The 18,953-nt window shown below is 60.9% G+C and carries 17 protein-coding genes and 1 pseudogene; 14 read left to right on the top strand and 4 right to left on the bottom strand.

Going from position 1 to position 18,953, the window contains the following annotated elements:
• The first annotated feature begins 108 nt into the window (after positions 1-108).
• Both M5B97_RS05805 and M5B97_RS05800 read left to right on the top strand, forming a co-directional pair.
• Positions 109-1,032, top strand: a complete 924-nt coding sequence (locus M5B97_RS05805; protein WP_248730979.1) for an SdiA-regulated domain-containing protein — start codon at positions 109-111, stop codon at positions 1,030-1,032.
• 8 nt (positions 1,033-1,040) lie between these two features.
• Positions 1,041-1,958: an SdiA-regulated domain-containing protein gene (locus M5B97_RS05800; protein ID WP_248730978.1), complete on the top strand. Its 918-nt coding sequence runs from the start codon at positions 1,041-1,043 to the stop codon at positions 1,956-1,958.
• Here the strand turns inward: M5B97_RS05800 and rpiA are convergent.
• Entirely contained in the window at positions 1,948-2,619 is a 672-nt protein-coding gene (gene rpiA / locus M5B97_RS05795; RefSeq protein WP_134659255.1) for a ribose-5-phosphate isomerase RpiA, read from the bottom strand. The two genes, M5B97_RS05800 and rpiA, sit on opposite strands and share 11 nt — an antisense overlap.
• 135 nt (positions 2,620-2,754) lie before the next feature.
• Here rpiA and ilvA point away from each other — a divergent pair, with 135 nt between their 5' ends.
• From ilvA to M5B97_RS05780, 3 genes and pseudogenes are all read left to right on the top strand, one after another.
• Entirely contained in the window at positions 2,755-4,269 is a 1,515-nt protein-coding gene (ilvA, locus tag M5B97_RS05790) for a threonine ammonia-lyase, biosynthetic (protein WP_123717128.1), read from the top strand.
• Between the two features lie 41 nt (positions 4,270-4,310).
• Complete coding sequence (locus M5B97_RS05785; protein ID WP_248730977.1) at positions 4,311-4,724, top strand: DUF2269 family protein; 414 nt, start codon at positions 4,311-4,313, stop codon at positions 4,722-4,724.
• An 8-nt stretch (positions 4,725-4,732) separates the two neighbouring features.
• Positions 4,733-4,831 (top strand): annotated as a pseudogene (locus M5B97_RS05780) (outer membrane lipoprotein carrier protein LolA); the annotation flags it as partial.
• Here M5B97_RS05780 and M5B97_RS05775 read toward each other — a convergent pair.
• Positions 4,830-5,486 (bottom strand): HAD family hydrolase, encoded by a 657-nt coding sequence (locus M5B97_RS05775; protein WP_134659251.1) that lies wholly within the window; start codon positions 5,484-5,486, stop codon positions 4,830-4,832. The pseudogene M5B97_RS05780 and the gene M5B97_RS05775 sit on opposite strands and share 2 nt — an antisense overlap.
• 143 nt (positions 5,487-5,629) lie before the next feature.
• On the opposite strand from M5B97_RS05775, the gene M5B97_RS05770 reads away from it, so the two are divergent.
• Both M5B97_RS05770 and ptsP read left to right on the top strand, forming a co-directional pair.
• Positions 5,630-6,109, top strand: coding sequence for an RNA pyrophosphohydrolase (locus tag M5B97_RS05770; RefSeq protein WP_123717131.1), 480 nt, complete (start codon positions 5,630-5,632; stop codon positions 6,107-6,109).
• Between the two features lie 22 nt (positions 6,110-6,131).
• On the top strand, positions 6,132-8,411 hold the full coding sequence (ptsP, locus tag M5B97_RS05765; RefSeq protein ID WP_134659249.1) for a phosphoenolpyruvate--protein phosphotransferase: 2,280 nt from the start codon (positions 6,132-6,134) through the stop codon (positions 8,409-8,411).
• A 58-nt stretch (positions 8,412-8,469) separates the two neighbouring features.
• Here the strand turns inward: ptsP and M5B97_RS05760 are convergent, their stop codons facing one another.
• On the bottom strand, positions 8,470-9,222 hold the full coding sequence (locus M5B97_RS05760; RefSeq protein ID WP_123717133.1) for an NRDE family protein: 753 nt from the start codon (positions 9,220-9,222) through the stop codon (positions 8,470-8,472).
• A gap of 214 nt (positions 9,223-9,436) precedes the next feature.
• Here M5B97_RS05760 and lgt point away from each other — a divergent pair, with 214 nt between their 5' ends.
• Both lgt and M5B97_RS05750 read left to right on the top strand, forming a co-directional pair.
• Entirely contained in the window at positions 9,437-10,249 is an 813-nt protein-coding gene (gene lgt / locus M5B97_RS05755) for a prolipoprotein diacylglyceryl transferase (RefSeq protein WP_123717134.1), read from the top strand.
• Positions 10,250-10,311: 62 nt separating this feature from the next.
• Positions 10,312-11,145, top strand: a complete 834-nt coding sequence (locus M5B97_RS05750) for a thymidylate synthase (RefSeq protein WP_248730976.1) — start codon at positions 10,312-10,314, stop codon at positions 11,143-11,145.
• Between the two features lie 53 nt (positions 11,146-11,198).
• Here the strand turns inward: M5B97_RS05750 and cadR are convergent, their stop codons facing one another.
• Complete coding sequence (gene cadR, locus M5B97_RS05745) at positions 11,199-11,648, bottom strand: Cd(II)/Pb(II)-responsive transcriptional regulator (RefSeq protein ID WP_134659245.1); 450 nt, start codon at positions 11,646-11,648, stop codon at positions 11,199-11,201.
• An 85-nt stretch (positions 11,649-11,733) separates the two neighbouring features.
• Here cadR and M5B97_RS05740 point away from each other — a divergent pair, with 85 nt between their 5' ends.
• The 5 genes from M5B97_RS05740 (at position 11,734) to M5B97_RS05720 (ending at position 18,876) form a co-directional block, all read left to right on the top strand.
• Positions 11,734-14,028 (top strand): heavy metal translocating P-type ATPase, encoded by a 2,295-nt coding sequence (locus tag M5B97_RS05740; RefSeq protein ID WP_248730975.1) that lies wholly within the window; start codon positions 11,734-11,736, stop codon positions 14,026-14,028.
• 15 nt (positions 14,029-14,043) lie between these two features.
• Complete coding sequence (locus M5B97_RS05735) at positions 14,044-14,907, top strand: LysR family transcriptional regulator (protein WP_123717136.1); 864 nt, start codon at positions 14,044-14,046, stop codon at positions 14,905-14,907.
• A gap of 141 nt (positions 14,908-15,048) precedes the next feature.
• A complete protein-coding gene (locus tag M5B97_RS05730) occupies positions 15,049-16,113 on the top strand; it encodes a putative 2-aminoethylphosphonate ABC transporter ATP-binding protein (protein ID WP_248730974.1) in 1,065 nt (354 codons plus the stop codon).
• Between the two features lies 1 nt (position 16,114).
• Positions 16,115-17,827 (top strand): putative 2-aminoethylphosphonate ABC transporter permease subunit, encoded by a 1,713-nt coding sequence (locus M5B97_RS05725; protein ID WP_248730973.1) that lies wholly within the window; start codon positions 16,115-16,117, stop codon positions 17,825-17,827.
• 23 nt (positions 17,828-17,850) lie between these two features.
• Positions 17,851-18,876: a putative 2-aminoethylphosphonate ABC transporter substrate-binding protein gene (locus tag M5B97_RS05720; protein ID WP_248730972.1), complete on the top strand. Its 1,026-nt coding sequence runs from the start codon at positions 17,851-17,853 to the stop codon at positions 18,874-18,876.
• Positions 18,877-18,953: the final 77 nt, after the last annotated feature.

The following is an 18,953-nucleotide window of genomic DNA, read 5'->3' as shown; positions in this document are numbered from 1 at the left end:
AAGGTTTTGCATTTTTTTCACACGCCATCCGGATAATTCGCAGCCTCCTGCGCGCGGGTTTTCAGATCCTGTGCTATCCCCTATAGCTGTCTTTCCGGAAAGCGCTCAATGGCCGTGTCTCTTCCCTCTTCGAAACCTAAGCTCCGCTCGCGCTTCGTCCTACGCTGGTATTCCTGGTTATTTCTGGTTGGCGTGGTCATCTATGGCGTCTCCTGGGCGATGCATTGGGATGATCGAGGCCTGTTGTGGGTTGCCGAGGGCTTCGAAACGCCAGCCGAACGCCAGGCCAGCATTTGGCTGCCTGACTACCACGCGGTGATTGACGCCAAGTTGCTGCCCGGCATGGAAAAGGATGAGGCCTCGGATGTCTCCTACAACCCGCAGACCAAAACCCTGTTCTCGGTCATGGGCAAGAACGCGTTCCTCGTTGAGTTGAGCCTGCAAGGCGATGTGCTGCGCAAAATGCCGCTCAACGGCTGGAACAACCCGGAAGGCGTGACCGTGATGGAGAACGGCCTGATGGCCGTGGTGGACGAGCGTGACCACAGCCTGACCGTCGTCAAGGTCGATGCGGCCACCACCCAACTGAACAAAGCCGATTTCACAAGCTATGACCTGGGCCCGTCCAAGGATCAGAACAAAGCCTTTGAGGGCGTCACCTGGGACAAGCGCAACCAGCAAATCGTACTCGGAGAAGAGCGCCCACCGGCGCTGTTTACCTGGAAAAGCGATGGCGGCACGTTGACGGGCGACAAGCAAAAGCTCGCCAGCACCGAGTTGGACATGCGCAACCTCTCCGCCCTGGCCATCGACCCAAGTACCGGGCACATGCTGGTGCTGTCGGCAGACTCCCATATGCTCCTGGAGCTGGATGAGAAGGGCAAGCAAGTCAGCTTCATGACCTTGCTCGGTGGTTTCAACGGCCTCAAGCACACCATTCCCCGTGCAGAAGGCGTCACCATGGACGAGGACGGTACGTTGTATATAGTCAGCGAGCCGAACCTCTTCTATCGCTTCGAAAAGCAGAAATAGATTCCCTGATGCGTCGACTTGCCCGTCCCCTACCTGCGTTTTCCGTGTTCTTGCTGATCGGCCTGGTTGCTGCCGGGCTGGTCGCACAGCACTTTCGCTTGTTCGAGCGGGCCTGGTTCAACCTCCAGGCGTGGCGTCAGCCGGCTGACGAACGCTCGATTGGCCTGGCCGATTACCGCGTCACCCTCGAAGCCAAAGTCATCGAAGGGCTCGACGATGACGTCTCGGCGCTCACCTATGATCCGGTGCGCAAAAGCCTGTTCACGGTGACCAATAAAAACCCCGAGTTGATCGAGCTGTCCCTGGACGGCGTGATTGTGCGGCGTATCCCGCTGATCGGATTTGGCGATGCCGAGGCCGTGGAGTTCATCAGCGACAACATCTACGTGATCAGCGATGAGCGCCAACAGCGGCTGATCAAGGTGCATGTGGACGACGACACCCGGTTTCTCGACGCCGCCGATGCGGAGCAGATGACCTTGGGTGTGCATACCGGCAGTAATAAAGGGTTCGAGGGGCTGGCCTACGATTCGGTGGGCAAGCGCCTGTTCGTGGCCAAAGAGCGCGACCCTATGCTGATCTATGAGGTGCGCGGTTTTCCCCATTTCAAACCGGAAAAAACCTACTCGGTGCACGTGATCAACAACCCCAAGCGTGACGCAGGGTTGTTTGTGCGCGACCTCTCGAGCCTGCAATACGACGAGCGCAGCGGCCATCTGCTGGCGCTGTCGGATGAGTCGTTCCTGGTGTTGGAGCTGGATATCGACGGTCGCCCGCTGAGCAGTCTGTCACTGCTGAACGGGCGTCATGGCCTGACGAAGCGGGTGCCGCAGGCCGAAGGGATCGCCATGGATGACGCGGGTAGTTTGTACTTGGTCAGCGAACCCAACCTGTTCTACACCTTCAAGAAAACGCTCAAGCCTTAAGGGTTTTCACGCCTTCGGCGGTACCCAGCAGCAGTACATCGGCCGGGCGCGCGGCGAACAACCCATTAGTGACCACACCGACAATCGCATTGATCCGGGTTTCCAGCTCCACCGGGTTGGTGATCTGCATGTTGAACACATCGAGGATGATATTGCCGTTGTCGGTCAACACGCCTTCGCGGTACACCGGGTCGCCGCCCAGTTTCACCAGCTCGCGGGCCACGTGGCTGCGGGCCATCGGGATCACTTCCACCGGCAGCGGGAACGCGCCGAGTACCGGTACCAGTTTGCTGGCGTCGGCGATGCAGATAAAGGTCTTGGCCACGGCTGCGACGATCTTCTCGCGGGTCAGGGCTGCGCCGCCGCCTTTGATCAGGTTCAGGTGCGCGTCGCTTTCATCGGCGCCGTCGACGTAGAACTCCAGGTCGCTCACGGTGTTGAGCTCGTACACCGGAATGCCATGGCCCTTGAGGCGCGCGGCGGTGGCTTCGGAACTGGCTACGGCGCCGTCGAACGCGCCCTTGTGCTGGGCCAGTGCGTCGATGAAGCAGTTGGCGGTGGAGCCGGTGCCGACGCCGACGATGCTTTTGTCGTCGAGTTTAGGAAGGATTAAATCGACGGCGGCCTGGGCCACTGCCTGTTTGAGTTGATCCTGGGTCATGCGGGCTCCGGAGCGGGCGGGGAGTAAAGAGGGGCGCGAGTATAACCCAACAAAACCTCGGGATTCGTGTGGTCGTCCGGCCAAAAGCCGGGTTAGACTCCTCGGCCCTGCCCAACTCGCCCAGTGATTTCGCCGATGCTTGAACAGTACGTCAAAAAGATCCTCACCTCGCGCGTTTATGACGTTGCCGTAGAAACCCCGTTGCAGACCGCTCGCCAGCTCTCCGAGCGGCTGGGCAACAAGGTCTGGCTCAAGCGTGAAGACTTGCAGCCGGTGTTCTCGTTCAAGATTCGCGGCGCCTATAACAAGCTGACCCAACTGTCGGCCGAGGAACGTGCACGTGGCGTGGTCACCGCTTCTGCGGGTAACCATGCCCAGGGCCTGGCCCTGGCGGCCAAGGTGCTGGGGGTCAAGGCCACCATCGTGATGCCCAAGACCACCCCGGAGATCAAGGTCGAAGGTGTGCGCTCCCGTGGCGGTAAAGTAGTGCTGCACGGTGACTCATTCCCGGAAGCCCTGGCGTACTCGCTCAAACTGGTCGATGAAAAAGGCTACGTCTACATTCACCCCTACGACGATCCCCACACCATTGCCGGGCAGGGCACCGTGGCGATGGAGATCCTGCGCCAGCACCCAGGGCCGCTGGACGCGATTTTCGTACCGGTGGGCGGCGGCGGGCTGATCGCCGGTATTGCGGCGTACGTGAAATACCTGCGCCCCGAAATCAAGATCATCGGCGTCGAGCCGGACGACTCCAACTGCCTGCAGGCCGCCATGGCCGCAGGGGAGCGAGTGGTACTGCCAACTGTCGGCATCTTTGCCGATGGGGTGGCGGTGGCGCAGATCGGCCAGCACACCTTCGATATCTGCAAAGACTACGTGGATGAAGTGATCACCGTCAGCACCGATGAAATCTGCGCGGCGATCAAGGACATCTACGACGACACGCGCTCTATTACCGAGCCGGCGGGTGCATTGGGCGTGGCCGGCATCAAGAAGTATGTGGACACCCGAGGTGTCAGCGGGCAGACCCTGGTGGCCATCGACTCCGGTGCCAACGTCAATTTCGACCGTCTGCGCCATGTGGCCGAGCGCGCCGAACTGGGTGAAGGCCGCGAAGCCATCATCGCCGTGACCATTCCCGAGAAACCGGGCAGCTTCAAGGCGTTCTGCGAAGCCGTGGGCAAGCGCCAGATCACCGAGTTCAACTACCGCTACCATTCCGGCAGCGAGGCGCACATCTTCGTCGGTGTGCAGACCCACCCGGACAACGACCCGCGCAGCGCGTTGATCGCCAGTCTCACCAGCCAGGGTTTCCCGGTGCTGGACCTGACCGAAAACGAACTGGCCAAGTTACACATACGCCACATGGTCGGCGGGCACGCCGCCAAAGTCAGCGATGAGCTGGTGTTTCGCTTCGAGTTCCCGGAGCGCCCGGGAGCGTTGTTCAACTTCCTCAACAAGCTGGGCGGGCGCTGGAATATTTCGATGTTCCACTACCGCAACCACGGCGCGGCCGATGGGCGTGTGGTCGCCGGCCTGCAAGTGCCGGCGGACGAGCGCCACCTGGTGCCTGCTGCGTTGCTGGAAATCGGCTACCCGTACTGGGATGAAAGCGAAAACCCGGCCTACCAACTGTTCCTCGGTTGAGCGACTACGCTGACTGAGCGGCCTTTAAGGAAATCGAGACCATGGAAACGCTGACCACCCTCAAGGTTATCCACATCACCGCCACCGTGTTGTTGTTGCTCAGCGGCCTCGGGTTGGCGGTATTGGCCTGGCGCAAACGCAGCGCCGGCCCGGCGGTGACCGTGCAACGCCCGTGGGCGTTTGTCTGGCTGCTGATGGGGATTTGCCTGGTGAGCATGCCGTTTACCGGCTGGTGGCTGGTGCATCTGCTCGGCTGGCCATTGGGGCAGACCTGGATTCTGGGCTCCAGCCTCCTCTACACCGTGGCGGCGTTGGCCTGGTTCTGGCTGGTCGCGCGGCTTAACCGCCTGCGCAAGGGCGAGGGCGGCAGCCTGAATTTCACCTTGGTGCTGGCGGTAATCAGCCTGGTGGGGTTTGTGGCGATTGCCGGGTTGATGGGCGCCAAGCCCGTGTAGGAGCGAGCTTGCTCGCGAAAAACGTCAACGATGACGCGGTTGGCCTGGATGCACGCGGTGTTCTCAGGTTTTTCGCGAGCAAGCTCGCGCCTACAGAATTTGGTATCAGCTACGCAGCGTAATCACCGGCCACCCACGCTTCTCGGCTTCGGCGCGCAAGTTCGGGTCCGGGTCCACCGCCACCGGGTGGGTCACCTGCTCCAGCAACGGCAAGTCATTCATCGAGTCGCTGTAGAAGTAGCTGTCTTCCAGGCTATACCCGGTTTCTTCCAGCCAACGGTTCAAGCGCGTCACCTTGCCTTCACGGAAGCATGGCACGTCGGTGCTGCGCCCTGTGTAGCGGCCATTGTCCATCTCGCACTCGGTGGCGATCAGTGTTTCAACGCCCAGGCGTGCGGCAATCGGTGCGGTGACGAAGCGGTTGGTGGCGGTGATGATCACCAGTTTGTCGCCGGCGGCACGGTGTCTGGCCAGCAGCTCCACTGCCAGCGGCAGCATCAACGGGTCGATACAGTCGCGCATAAAGTCGTTGTGCCATTCTTCCAGCTGGGCCATTTCGGTACGGCCGAGGATTTCCAGGCTGAAGTTCAGGTAGGCGGCATTGTCCAGCTTGCCGGCCAGGTAGTCCTGGTAGAACGCGTCGTTGCGGGCCTTGTAGGCCACCGGGTCAAGAATCCCGCGGGCGCACAGGTAATCGCCCCAGGCGTGATCGCTGTCACCGCCGAGAAGGGTGTTGTCCAAGTCGAATAAAGCCAGGCGCATTGCAGTTACTCGCTGAAAAGTCTGTAAAAAGGCGTCCAGAATACGGTCTTTTCACAAGAGTGCACATAAGGTAAGAAGCCTCGTTGCCGCTTCAGCAAGCTTTGTGGAACAATGCGGCGACATGCGTTTGCGAGGTTGTTGCCGTGATCGACCCCGATGGTTTCCGTCCTAATGTCGGGATTATTCTTACGAATGATGCCGGACAGGTGCTATGGGCTCGCCGAATCAACCAAGATGCCTGGCAGTTTCCTCAAGGCGGGATCAACCCCGACGAAACCCCTGAAGACGCCTTGTACCGTGAGTTGAACGAAGAAGTCGGCCTTGAGCGCGAAGATGTGCAAATTCTGGCCTGCACCCGTGGCTGGTTGCGCTATCGTTTGCCGCAACGCCTGGTGCGTACTCACAGCCAACCGCTGTGCATCGGCCAGAAACAGAAATGGTTTCTCCTGCGCCTGATCTCCAATGAGCAGCGGGTGCGGATGGATTTGACCGGTAAACCGGAGTTCGATGGCTGGCGCTGGGTCAGCTATTGGTACCCGTTGGGCCAGGTGGTGACATTCAAGCGCGAGGTTTATCGTCGCGCTCTTAAAGAGCTTGCCCCGCGCCTTTTAACGCGCGACTGACGACGGAGTTCGACCCCGAGCCATGCTCAATACGCTGCGCAAGATCGTCCAGGAAGTTAACTCCGCCAAGGATCTCAAGGCGGCGTTGGGGATTATTGTGTTGCGCGTCAAGGAAGCCATGGGCAGCCAGGTCTGCTCGGTTTACCTGCTGGACCCCGAGACCAATCGTTTTGTGCTGATGGCCACCGAGGGCTTGAACAAGCGCTCCATCGGCAAGGTCAGCATGGCGCCAAATGAAGGTCTGGTGGGCCTGGTGGGGACGCGTGAAGAACCCCTCAATCTTGAAAATGCGGCCGATCACCCGCGTTATCGCTATTTTGCCGAAACCGGTGAAGAGCGTTATGCCTCGTTCCTCGGCGCACCGATCATTCACCACCGCCGCGTCGTCGGTGTATTGGTCATCCAGCAAAAAGAGCGCCGCCAGTTCGATGAGGGTGAAGAAGCCTTCCTCGTGACCATGAGCGCGCAGCTTGCCGGAGTTATCGCTCACGCCGAGGCGACGGGCTCGATTCGCGGCCTCGGGCGCCAGGGCAAGGGCATCCAGGAAGCCAAGTTCGTCGGTGTTCCGGGCTCGCCGGGCGCGGCGGTGGGTACGGCGGTGGTCATGCTGCCTCCAGCCGACCTCGATGTGGTGCCGGACAAGACCGTCAGTGACATTGACGCTGAAATCAAATTGTTCAAGACCGCACTGGAAGGCGTGCGCGCCGACATGCGCAACCTTTCGACCAAGCTGGCCACTCAGTTGCGCCCTGAAGAGCGGGCCTTGTTCGATGTGTACCAGATGATGCTTGACGATGCGTCCCTGGGCAGCGAAGTCAAGAACGTGATCAAGACCGGGCAGTGGGCCCAGGGCGCGTTGCGCCAAGTGGTCACCGATCACGTCAACCGTTTTGAAATGATGGATGACGACTACCTACGTGAGCGCGCCTCGGATGTGCGCGACCTGGGTCGTCGCCTGCTGGCCTACCTGCAGGAAGATCGCAGCACCAACCTGGTTTACCCCGACAACACCATTCTGATCAGTGAAGAACTGACCGCCACGATGCTCGGCGAAGTGCCGGAAGGCAAACTGGTGGGTCTGGTTTCGGTATTGGGTTCGGGTAACTCACACGTCGCGATCCTGGCCCGGGCCATGGGCATCCCGACGGTCATGGGCCTGGTGGACCTGCCGTATTCCAAGGTCGATGGTATCGACATGATCGTCGATGGCCATCGCGGCGAGGTCTACACCAACCCCGGCGACGTACTGCGCAAGCAATATGCCGAGGTTGTCGAAGAAGAGAAGCAGTTGGCGCTGGGGCTCGACTCACTGCGCGAACTGCCGTGTGTCACGCTCGATGGCCGCCGCATGCCATTGCTGGTCAACACTGGCCTGCTGGCTGATGTGGCCCGCGCGCAGCAGCGTGGCGCCGAAGGTGTAGGGCTGTACCGCACCGAAGTGCCGTTCATGATCAACCAACGCTTCCCGAGTGAGAAGGAGCAGCTGGCGATCTATCGCGAGCAACTGCAAGCCTTCCACCCGTTGCCGGTGACCATGCGCAGCCTGGACATCGGCGGCGACAAGTCACTGTCGTATTTCCCGATCAAGGAAGACAACCCTTTCCTCGGTTGGCGCGGCATTCGCGTTACCCTCGACCACCCTGAAATTTTCCTCGTGCAGACCCGCGCCATGCTCAAGGCCAGCGAGGGCCTGAACAACCTGCGTATCCTGCTGCCGATGATTTCCGGTACCCATGAGCTGGAAGAAGCGCTGCATCTGATCCACCGTGCCTGGGGCGAAGTGCGCGACGAAGGCGCCGACGTGCCGATGCCGCCGATTGGCGTGATGATCGAAATTCCGGCAGCGGTGTACCAGGCCAAGGAACTGGCGCGGCAGGTGGACTTCCTGTCGGTGGGCTCCAACGACCTTACCCAATACCTGCTGGCCGTGGACCGTAACAACCCACGGGTGGCCGACCTTTACGACTACCTGCACCCGGCGGTGCTGCAAGCCCTGCAGCACGTGGTGCGTGAAGCCCATGCCGAAGGCAAGCCGGTAAGCATCTGTGGCGAAATGGCCGGCGACCCGGCGGCGGCGGTGCTGTTGATGGCGATGGGCTTTGACAGCTTGTCGATGAACGCCACCAACCTGCCGAAGGTGAAGTGGATGCTGCGCCAGGTCGAACTGAGCATGGCCAAGGAGTTGCTGGCCGAGTTGATGACCATCGACAACCCGCAAGTTATCCACAGTTCGCTGCAATTAGCGCTGAAGAACCTGGGGCTGACGCGGATGATCAATCCGGCCTCCGCCAAAACTTTGTAGGGCCTGGCGCCGATCAAAACGTGGCAGCGAGCAAGCCCGCTGCCACATCAGGTTTGCGCTATGGCTGAATGTTGAGTTCGACCTCGCCCAGCTTGCCACCCAGCGGCCCAAAGCTGCGCTCCACCATTCGCCGCGTGCCATCGGCATTCACAATCAGCGCTGTACTCGCCCGCGTCCCATAACTGGGGCTGGCGATAAACACGCTCGACAGCAGACTTTCCGTCGCCAACCCCACGCCGGTATCCGGCAGGTCAGCGAACGGCGCTGTTTGCGGGTCACTCAAAATCCCCAGCAACGCCTCCGGCTGTGGATCATCCAGCACAGCCTTCAACGCCGCCTTGGCTTTGAGCAACTTCGGCCACGGCGTATCCAGGCCGGCATTGGACAGCCCGTAAACCCCGGCTTTCAAGCGTGTGGGCGCCGTTTCGTTGGCGTTGTAATGCCACAGTTCATCTCGCGTGCCCACCAGCAGGTTAAACCCGGCATATTCAATCGATCGTCCGTTAACGTCGGCCAAATAGTCCTCAATTGGCAGTGAACCGCTGAGAAACCGCGCCACCAGCTCGCCACGGGACTTGCGTGCCGGCGGCTGGTGCGGGTCGCGGATGTTGGTCAGCGCGGCAAAACGCCCATCGGCGTTCACTCCCAGCCAGGTACCGCCCGCCTCCTGATCGCGACCGGCGTAGACCTGGAGCGCATCTGGCCACTGGGCCAGCGGCAGGCTGGGGCGGGCGTAGAACTCATCACGGTTGGCCGCGACGATCAGCGGTTGGGCGTGGCCCGGCCGCCAGGCGAAAACTATCAGGCACATCAGGTGATCCCTTTTGTGTTTTTTGCCACTCTACTCACACAGCGGCGGGCGTTCCATCGCATCGAAGTTGGGTCGCACGCCTTCCATCCGTTAACATGCCAGCCGGTTCGGTGCGTGTGAACTTCTTAATTTGAAATAGCGGCTGTAACGCAGGCTTAATCGCACACCGGCAAGGTCCGGTGCGCCATGACTAATGATTTAACGAGGAGTCGCAATGCTGCCTTACCCGCAGATCAACCCGGTGGCCGTGGCCATCGGTCCGCTGCAAATCCATTGGTACGGGTTGATGTACCTGATCGGCATCGGCGGTGCCTGGCTGCTGGCTTCCCGGCGCCTGAACCGTTTCGATCCGACCTGGACCAAGGAGAAGCTCTCCGACATGGTGTTCTGGATGTCGATGGGGGTGATTGTCGGCGGGCGCCTCGGGTATGTGTTGTTCTACGATCTGCCGGCGTACATCGCCCACCCGACGTTGATCTTCGAAGTCTGGAAGGGCGGCATGGCGTTCCACGGCGGGTTTGTCGGCGTGATGATCGCCGCGTGGTGGTTCGGCCGCCGCAACGGCAAGTCGTTCTTCCAACTGATGGACTTCGTCGCACCGTTCGTGCCGATCGGCCTGGGTGCCGGGCGCATCGGTAACTTCATCAACGCCGAGCTATGGGGCAAGCCGAGCGACGTGCCGTGGGCCATGGTGTTCCCGCCGTTCAGCGACCCGGCGCAATTGCCGCGCCACCCGTCGCAGCTCTACCAGTTCGCCCTGGAAGGTGTGGCACTGTTCCTGATTCTGTACATTTTTTCGCGCAAGCCGCGTCCGACCATGGCGGTTTCCGGCATGTTCGCGCTGTTCTACGGGATCTTCCGTTTCATCGTCGAGTTCGTGCGCGTGCCGGATGCGCAACTGGGCTACCTGGCGTGGGGCTGGTTGACCATGGGGCAGATTCTCAGCCTGCCGATGATCATCGCCGGCCTGGGCCTGTTGTGGTGGGCGTACAACCGTCCGCAGCCGCTGAAGAGCACCGCGGTTTAACAATTCGAATGCCGGGCTGCTTGCAAGCCGAGCAGCCCGGCTTCAACGATACGGGTAATAACATGAAGCAATATCTCGAACTACTGAACGACGTCGTGACCAACGGATTGACCAAGGGCGACCGCACCGGCACCGGCACCAAGGCCGTGTTTGCCCGTCAGTATCGGCATAACTTGGCCGACGGCTTCCCGCTGCTGACCACCAAGAAGCTTCATTTCAAAAGTATCGCCAACGAATTGATCTGGATGTTGAGCGGCAACACCAACATCAAGTGGCTGAACGAAAACGGTGTGCGCATCTGGGATGAATGGGCCACCGAAGAGGGTGACCTGGGCCCGGTGTATGGCGAGCAATGGACCGCCTGGCCGACCAAGGATGGCGGCAAGATCAATCAGATCGACTACATGGTCCACACGCTCAAGACCAACCCGAACAGCCGCCGCATCCTGTTCCACGGCTGGAACGTCGAGTACCTGCCGGACGAAACCAAGAGCCCCCAGGAAAACGCGCGCAACGGCAAGCAAGCCCTGCCGCCGTGCCACCTGTTGTACCAGGCGTTCGTGCATGACGGCCACCTGTCGATGCAGTTGTATATTCGCAGCTCCGATGTATTCCTGGGCCTGCCCTACAACACCGCCGCGCTGGCGTTGCTCACCCATATACTGGCCCAGCAGTGCGACCTGATCCCCCACGAGATCATCGTCACTACCGGCGACACCCACGCCTACAGCAACCACATGGAGCAGATCCGCACCCAACTGGCGCGTACGCCGAAAAAGCTGCCGGAACTGGTGATCAAGCGCAAACCTGCTTCGATCTACGACTACAAGTTCGAAGACTTCGAAATTGTGGGCTACGACGCTGACCCGAGCATCAAGGCCGACGTCGCGATCTGAAGGCCGCTCAAGGAAGGTGCGGCTTGTGTGGGTGGGGCGGTTTCCAGGCTGAATCAATGGCCGTGGCTTCTGCCCACATGGGAAGGCTCAGCCTCGCTGGCCGCCACGCTCCCGCTGACTTCCAGTCGCTGCAGAATCCCACACTGATCCAGATCCGCCCCACCGCCACAGCGTTGGCGCAGGTCGAGCAATTGTTCCTGTAACACCAGCAGCCCATCGATCCGCGCTTTTACGTGGTGGATATGCTCGTCGATCAGCGCATTCACGCTTTCGCATTGGTCCTGAGGGCTGTCTCGCAGCCCGAGCAGGCTGCGGATTTCTTCCAGCGTCATATCCAGGCTGCGGCAATTGCGGATGAAGATCAGCCGTTCGGTGTGCGCCTGGGTATAGACGCGGTAGTTGGCGTCGGTGCGCGCCGGGGGCGGCAGCAGACCTTCTTTCTCGTAATACCGGATAGTTTCCACCTGACAGTCGGTCAGTTTGGCCAGTTCGCCGATCTTCATTGCAACAATCTCCAAATGGGTGCTTGACCCTATAGTGGCTACAGGGTCTTTACTTGGCAACAGGCACCTTTACGGACGCGACAGAATGAGCGATTCCATCCACACCCCGAATAAGCATGATCACAACCACGATCATGAACACAACCATGATCATGAACATAGCCACGACCACGGCGCCAAACTGACGCCGGTCAAGAAGCATGATCATGCCAGTCATGCGGGTTCTTGCTGTTCGAGCAAAGCCGCGCCTGCGGTGGTGACACTGAGCGAAGCACCGACTGCGGGCTCGCGCTTGAGCACTTTTCGCATCGAAGCCATGGACTGCCCCACCGAGCAGACACTGATCCAGAACAAACTGGGCAAGCTCGCCGGCGTGCAGCAACTGGAATTCAACCTGATCAACCGCATCCTCGGCGTCACCCATGACCTGCCGAGCACCGCGCCGATCATCGATGCCATCAAGTCCTTAGGCATGCAGGCCGACCCGATTGAAGAGGGCGCCACTGCCGCCGAACCTCCCGCCAGGAAACACTGGTGGCCGTTGGCGGTGTCCGGCGTGGGAGCATTGGCTGCCGAAGTGCTGCATTTCACCGGTGTCGCGCCCACTTGGGTGATTGCCGTGGTGGCATTGGTGTCGATCCTCAGCGGTGGGCTCACCACCTATAAGAAGGGCTGGATTGCGCTCAAGAACCTGAACCTGAACATCAACGCGCTGATGAGCATTGCCGTCACCGGTGCTGTGCTGATCGGCCAGTGGCCCGAAGCGGCCATGGTGATGTTCCTGTTCACCGTGGCCGAGTTGATTGAAGCCAAATCCCTGGACCGTGCCCGTAACGCCATCAGCGGCTTGATGCAGATGACGCCGGAGCAGGCCACGGTGAAGCAGGTCGACGGTTCATGGTTGGAACAGGAGGTCAAAAGCATTGATCTTGGCGCGATCGTCCGGGTAAAGCCCGGCGAGCGCATCGGCTTGGACGGTGAAGTCACCGCAGGCCAGTCCACCATCGACCAGGCGCCGATTACCGGTGAAAGCCTGCCGATTGAAAAGACCTTGGGCGATAAAGTCTTCGCCGGCACCATCAACCAGGCCGGTTCCCTGGAGTACAAGGTCACCGCCGCAGCCGGCAATTCCACGCTGGCGCGCATTATTCATGCGGTGGAACAGGCTCAAGGCGCACGGGCACCGACCCAGCGCTTTGTGGACAGTTTCTCGAAGGTCTACACCCCAGCCGTGTTCCTGTTCGCGCTGGGTGTGGCGATCATCCCGCCGCTGTTCATGGCGGGCGCCTGGTTTGACTGGATCTACCGCGCCCTGGTGTTGCTGGTGGTTGCCTGCCCTTGCGCATTGGTGATCTCCACCCCGGTGACCATCGTCAGCGGCCTGGCGGCGGCGGCGCGTAAAGGCATCCTGATCAAGGGCGGCGTGTACCTGGAGGGCGGTTACAGGCTCGACTACCTGGCGCTCGACAAGACCGGCACCATCACCCACGGCAAGCCGGTGCAGACCGACTACCTGGCACTGTTCCCCACCGTCGCGGACAGCACGCCGGCCCTGGCCGCCAGCCTGGCCGGACGTTCCGACCACCCTGTGTCCCTGGCGATTGCCAACGCTGCGGTGGAGAAAAAGCTGCCCGTGCACGCTGTGGATAACTTTGAAGCGCTGGCTGGTCGGGGCGTGCGCGGTGATATCAACGGCGAAACCTATCATCTGGGCAACCACCGGCTGGTGGAAGACCTTGGCTTGTGCTCGCCGGCGCTCGAGGAAAAACTGTTCGCCCTGGAAAAACAAGGCAAGTCTGTGGTGTTGTTGCTCGACAAGTCCGGCCCACTGGCGCTGTTCGCCGTGGCCGACACCGTAAAAGACAGCAGCCGCGAAGCCATCCAGCAACTGCACGAGCTGGGCATCAAGACCCTGATGCTCACGGGCGACAACACTCACACCGCCCAAGCGATTGGTGCTCAGGTCGGCATCGATCAAGCCCAAGGCGACCTGCTGCCCACCGACAAGCTGCAAGCCATCGAAACCCTTTATGCCCAAGGCCATCGTGTCGGCATGGTCGGCGACGGCATCAACGACGCGCCGGCCCTGGCTCGCGCCGAGATCGGTTTTGCCATGGCCGCTGCCGGCACCGACACGGCCATCGAGACCGCCGACGTGGCCTTGATGGACGATGATTTGCGCAAGATTCCGGCATTCATTCGGCTCTCCAGGCAAACGTCGAGTATCCTCAAGCAGAACATCATCCTTGCGCTGGTGATCAAGGCGATCTTCCTCGCGGTCACTTTCCTGGGCATGGCGACCATGTGGATGGCGGTGTTCGCCGATATGGGCGTCAGCCTGCTGGTGGTATTCAATGGCCTGCGCCTGTTGCGCAAATAGAGGTGAGAGGGTGGTGTGCTGAGTGCCGAGTTGAAGGCGTTTTTCATGGTCGCCCGCCTGGGCAGCATTACTCAGGCGGCGAAAAAGCTCGGCCTGAGCCAGCCCACCGTCACCACCCAGATTCGCAACCTGGAAAGCCAGTACGGTGTTGAACTGTTCTACCGTGGAGGGCGCCGCCTCACCGTCAGCGACGAAGGCGCGCGCCTGCTGCCGATGGTCAAGGCGCTCTTGCAGCAGGAAGCGGATATCGAGTTTTTCCTGCGTAACAACGGCCAGGTCCAGGGCGCTCTGCGGATTGCCGCGACAGCGCCGTATTACATCCTCGACCTGGTCAAAGCCTTTCGTGAACGCTTGCCCCAGGTAGAGGTGTCGGTGGAAATCGGCAACTCCCAACAGGTGCTTGAAGCACTGGACGATTACCGTGTCGACGTTGCTGCGTCCTCACAATTGCTGGAAGACCCGCGCTTGATCCGCCGCGTGCTCGGCACCGACCCGTTGGTGTTGGCGGTCCATCGCAATCATCCGCTGGCAGCGCTGGACCCTGTACCACTGACCGCGTTGGCCGGGCATACCTTGCTGATGCGCGAAGCGGGTTCGACTACGCGGCGCCTGACGGAAGACATGCTGCAAGGTGCGGGGGTGAGTTACGGCCCGTTGCTGGAAATCGGCAGCCGGGAATCGATCCGCGAGGCGGTGCTGCGCAACATCGGCATCAGCATCATTGCACGCCAGGAAGTGCCCCATGACCCACAATTGCGCGTGCTGACCATCGAAAATGCACCGCAGATTCCAGAGTATCTGTACTGCCTCAAGGAAAGAAAAGGCGCACGTCTTCCCGCTGCGTTTCTGGGGTTGGCACAGGAAATGTCGCCGCTCTGACTGTAGTTCTGTAATAAGCGGGTCAGCCCTGCTCACTACAAAATCTACCAATACGACTATCGCCGTGTTTTGCCTTCCTGCCATATGAGCGACGCATTGCCCGCCTAGCATGGCCTTCATCAGTTTGATGAGGTGCCTTGCATGAACACAGCCCTGACCAACCCCGGCGCGTCCATGACGGTGCGCGGTGTCCAGAAACGCTTCGGCGCGTTTACTGCGCTGGACAACGTGTCCCTGGACGTCGCCGCCGGCGAACTGGTGTGCCTGCTGGGCCCGTCCGGCTGCGGCAAGACCACCTTGTTGCGTTGCATCGCCGGCCTGGAGCGCCAGGACAGCGGTGAGCTGCGCCTGGGCAAGCGCGACGTTTCCCTACTCCCGCCTCAGGCGCGGGACTACGGAATTTTGTTCCAGTCCTACGCGCTGTTTCCCAATCTGACCGTCGAAGCAAATATCGGCTACGGCCTCACCGGCAGCGGCCGCGATGAAGTGCGCAAGCGCGTTGGCCAGATGCTGGAACTGGTGGGCCTGCTGGGCAGCGAAAAGAAGTACCCCGGCCAGCTGTCCGGCGGCCAACAGCAACGTGTCGCCCTGGCACGGGCGTTGGCGCCGGCGCCTTCGCTGCTGTTGCTGGATGAACCGATGTCGGCCCTCGACGCCCGTGTCCGCGAGCATCTGTGCACCGAGTTGCGCCAACTGCAACGGCGCCTGGGCATCACCACATTGATGGTCACCCACAACCAGGATGAGGCCATGTTGATGGCCGACCGCATTGCGGTGATGAACAACGGCAAGGTCGAGCAATACGCCACGCCCCAGGAAATCTATGACCGCCCGGCCACACCGTTTGTGGCGGAATTTTTCGGCCAGGGCAACTGGCTGCCGTTCAGCCGCAATAGTGTCAGCCACGCCCAGGTCGGCGGGATGAACCTGCGCCTGGCCGACGATGCCGGCGTGGCCAAGTCCGGGCGTTTGTTCTGCCGTCCGGAAGCCATCAGCGTCAACCCGCCGGTGCATGAAGAAAACCTGTTCCCGGCCAAAGTCCGCGAGATCACTTTTCTCGGCAACCGCTGCCGCATGAGCTTTGAGCTGGAGCAATTGCCCGGTCATCCATTGTTGGCCGAACTGGCGCCGGAAGCCATGCCACGCCTGGGCGCCCAGGATATCTGGGTGGCGCTGCCGCCACGCAGCCTGCAGGTGTTTGCCTGAGATGGCCGCGGTGATGACACTGCCGATAGCTCGTCAGGTGTCCCGTGCGCAAATGGGCGATCGTATTTTTGTGGTCGGCGGCAAACTGCTGTGGCTGTTTCTGCTGGGCGTCGCGGTGCTGCTGCCATTGCTGGCGATCTTCTGGCGTGGTTTCAGCAGCGAAGCCGGCCAGGGTGGCGGATGGATCGCCGCGCGAGAACTGGTGACCAGCGACAATTTCCACTGGCTGCTGGGCAATAGCCTGAAAGTGTCCCTCAGCGTGGCGGCCATCGTCGTACCGCTGGCTTACCTGTTTGCCTACGCTCTGCAACGCACATTGATTCCCGGCAAGACCGTTTGGCGTGGCCTGTCGTTGCTGCCATTGATGGCGCCGTCGATGTTGCCGGGGATTGCGCTGGTGTACCTGTTCGGTAACCAGGGCATGTTGCGCGGCTTGCTCTCGGACAATATTTACGGCTTCTGGGGCATCGTGCTGGGCGAAGTGATCTACACCTTCCCACACGCTTTGATGATTCTGCTGTCGGCGCTGTCCCTGGCGGATGCGCGTCTGTTCGACGCCGCCTCCAGCATGGGGGCGAGCCCGGCCCGGGCGTTTCGCAGCATTACTTGGCCGGCCACGCGTCAAGCCGTGTTTGCTGCGCTCTGTCTGGTGTTCACCCTGACCATCACTGACTTTGGTGTACCGGTGGTGGTGGGTGGGGATTATCAGGTGCTGGCGCTGGAAGCCTACAAGGCGGTGGTCGGCCAGCAGCAGTTCGGTCGCGGTGCATTGATCGGCATAGTGTTGCTGCTGCCGGCGCTGTTCAGTTTCGGGATGGATACCTGGTTGCGCCGTCGGCATGGCGACGCCATGAGCGGCCGTGCCCAAGTGTTCCAGCCTGCTCCATCACGGCTGCGCGACGGGTGTTACCTGGTCATCGTGATGCTGATCTGCGCAGCGTTGCTGCTGGTATTCGGCATGGCGGTGTACTCCTCACTGGTGAAATTCTGGCCGTACAACCTGGCGCTGTCACTCAACCACTACCAGTTCGAAGATACCGCGGGCGGCGGCTGGCTGGCCTATCGCAACAGCTTGACCATGGCCCTGTGCACGGCATTGGTCGGCAGCGTGCTGATCTTTACCGGTGCCTACCTGATGGAAAAAACCAAAAGCCAGAAAGGCCTGAACCTGGCGCTGCGCATGCTCAGTTTCGTGCCGATGGCTGTGCCGGGCTTGGTGTTGGGCCTGGGCTACGTGTTCTTTTTCAACCTCAACGGCAACCCACTGCATGTGTTCTACGGGAGCATGACGTTGCTGGTGGTGTGCACCATTGCCCACTACCTGACCACCGCACAAATGACCGCGACCACCGCCTTGCGCCAGTTGGATGCCGAGTTCGAAGCCGCCGCGCTGTCCCTCAAGGCGCCGCTGTACCGCCACTATCTTCGCGTCACCGTGCCGATCTGCCTACCGGCGCTGCTGGACATCGTGCGCTACCTGTTCGTGTCGGCGATGACCACCGTGTCCGCCGCGATCTTCCTCTACAGCCCCGACACCATTCTTGCCGCCGTCGCCGTATTGAACATGGACGACGCCGGCAACGTGGGCGGTGCGGCGGCCATGTCCACCTTGATCCTGTTCACCTCGGCCGGCGTTTCGCTGCTGCTGGCGTGGGCCTCACGCGGCCTGTTGCGGCGCTCCCAGGCCTGGCGCCAAACCGCGCCCGGCCAGTAATCCATCCCTGAAGGAGGTAGTCCATGTTCAAGTCCCTGGCGCTCGCCGCTGCCGTACTCAGCGCATTCAGCCTGAATGCCTTTGCCGCAAAAACCGAGCTGACCGTGTACACGGCCCTCGAAGCCGAGCAGTTGAAAACCTACAAGCAGGCTTTCGAAAAAGCCAACCCTGACGTCGAGATCAAGTGGGTACGCGACTCCACCGGCATCATCACTGCCAAGCTGCTGGCCGAGAAAGCTCGCCCGCAAGCCGACGTGGTGTGGGGCCTGGCGGCATCGAGCCTGGCGATCCTCGACCAGCAGGGCATGCTGGACAACTACGCGCCCAAGGACCTGGACAAGATAGGCAAGCACTACCGCGACGCCGCCAACCCACCGGCCTGGGTCGGCATGGACGTCTGGGCTGCGACCATCTGCTTCAACACCGTCGAGGCCGAGAAACAGGGCCTGACCAAGCCGGTGAGCTGGCAGGACCTGACCAAGCCTGAGTACAAGGGCAAGATCGTGATGCCTAACCCGGCATCGTCCGGCACCGGCTTTCTCGATGTGAGCGCCTGGTTGCAGACCTTCGGCGAGAAACAGGGCTGGCAGTACATGGACGACCTGCATCAGAACATCGGCCAGTACGTTCACTCCGGTTCCAAGCCGTGCAAGCTGGCGGCTTCGGGGGAGTTCCCGATCGGCATTTCGTTTGAATACCCAGCCGTGCAGCTGAAGCGCCAGGGCGCACCGTTGGATATCATCCTGCCGAAAGAAGGCTTGGGCTGGGACATTGAGGCCACCGCTGTGCTCAAGGGCACTGCTCACGCAGACGCCGCGAAGAAACTCGCCGACTTCTCCGCAAGCCCCGCTGCGATGGACCTGTACAAGGACAACTTCGCCGTCCTCGCCCAACCAGGCATCGCCAAGCCGCAGACCGAACTGCCGGCCGACTACGAGCAGCGCCTGATCAAGAACGACTTTGCCTGGGCCTCGAAGAACCGCGACAGCATCCTGACCGAATGGCGCAAGCGCTATGACGGTAAGTCGGAAAAAGTCGCCGGCCAGTAAGATTTTCGTCAGGGCAGATGGCCTCTTCGCAGGCAACCCCGCTCCCACCTTTGAAGGTTTGCAGCTCTTGTAGGTGG

Origin of the sequence: Pseudomonas sp. MWU13-2517 (genome assembly GCF_023242545.1) — a bacterium.
Taxonomy (GTDB): domain Bacteria; phylum Pseudomonadota; class Gammaproteobacteria; order Pseudomonadales; family Pseudomonadaceae; genus Aquipseudomonas.
This window is presented reverse-complemented; position numbering and strand designations above follow the sequence as displayed.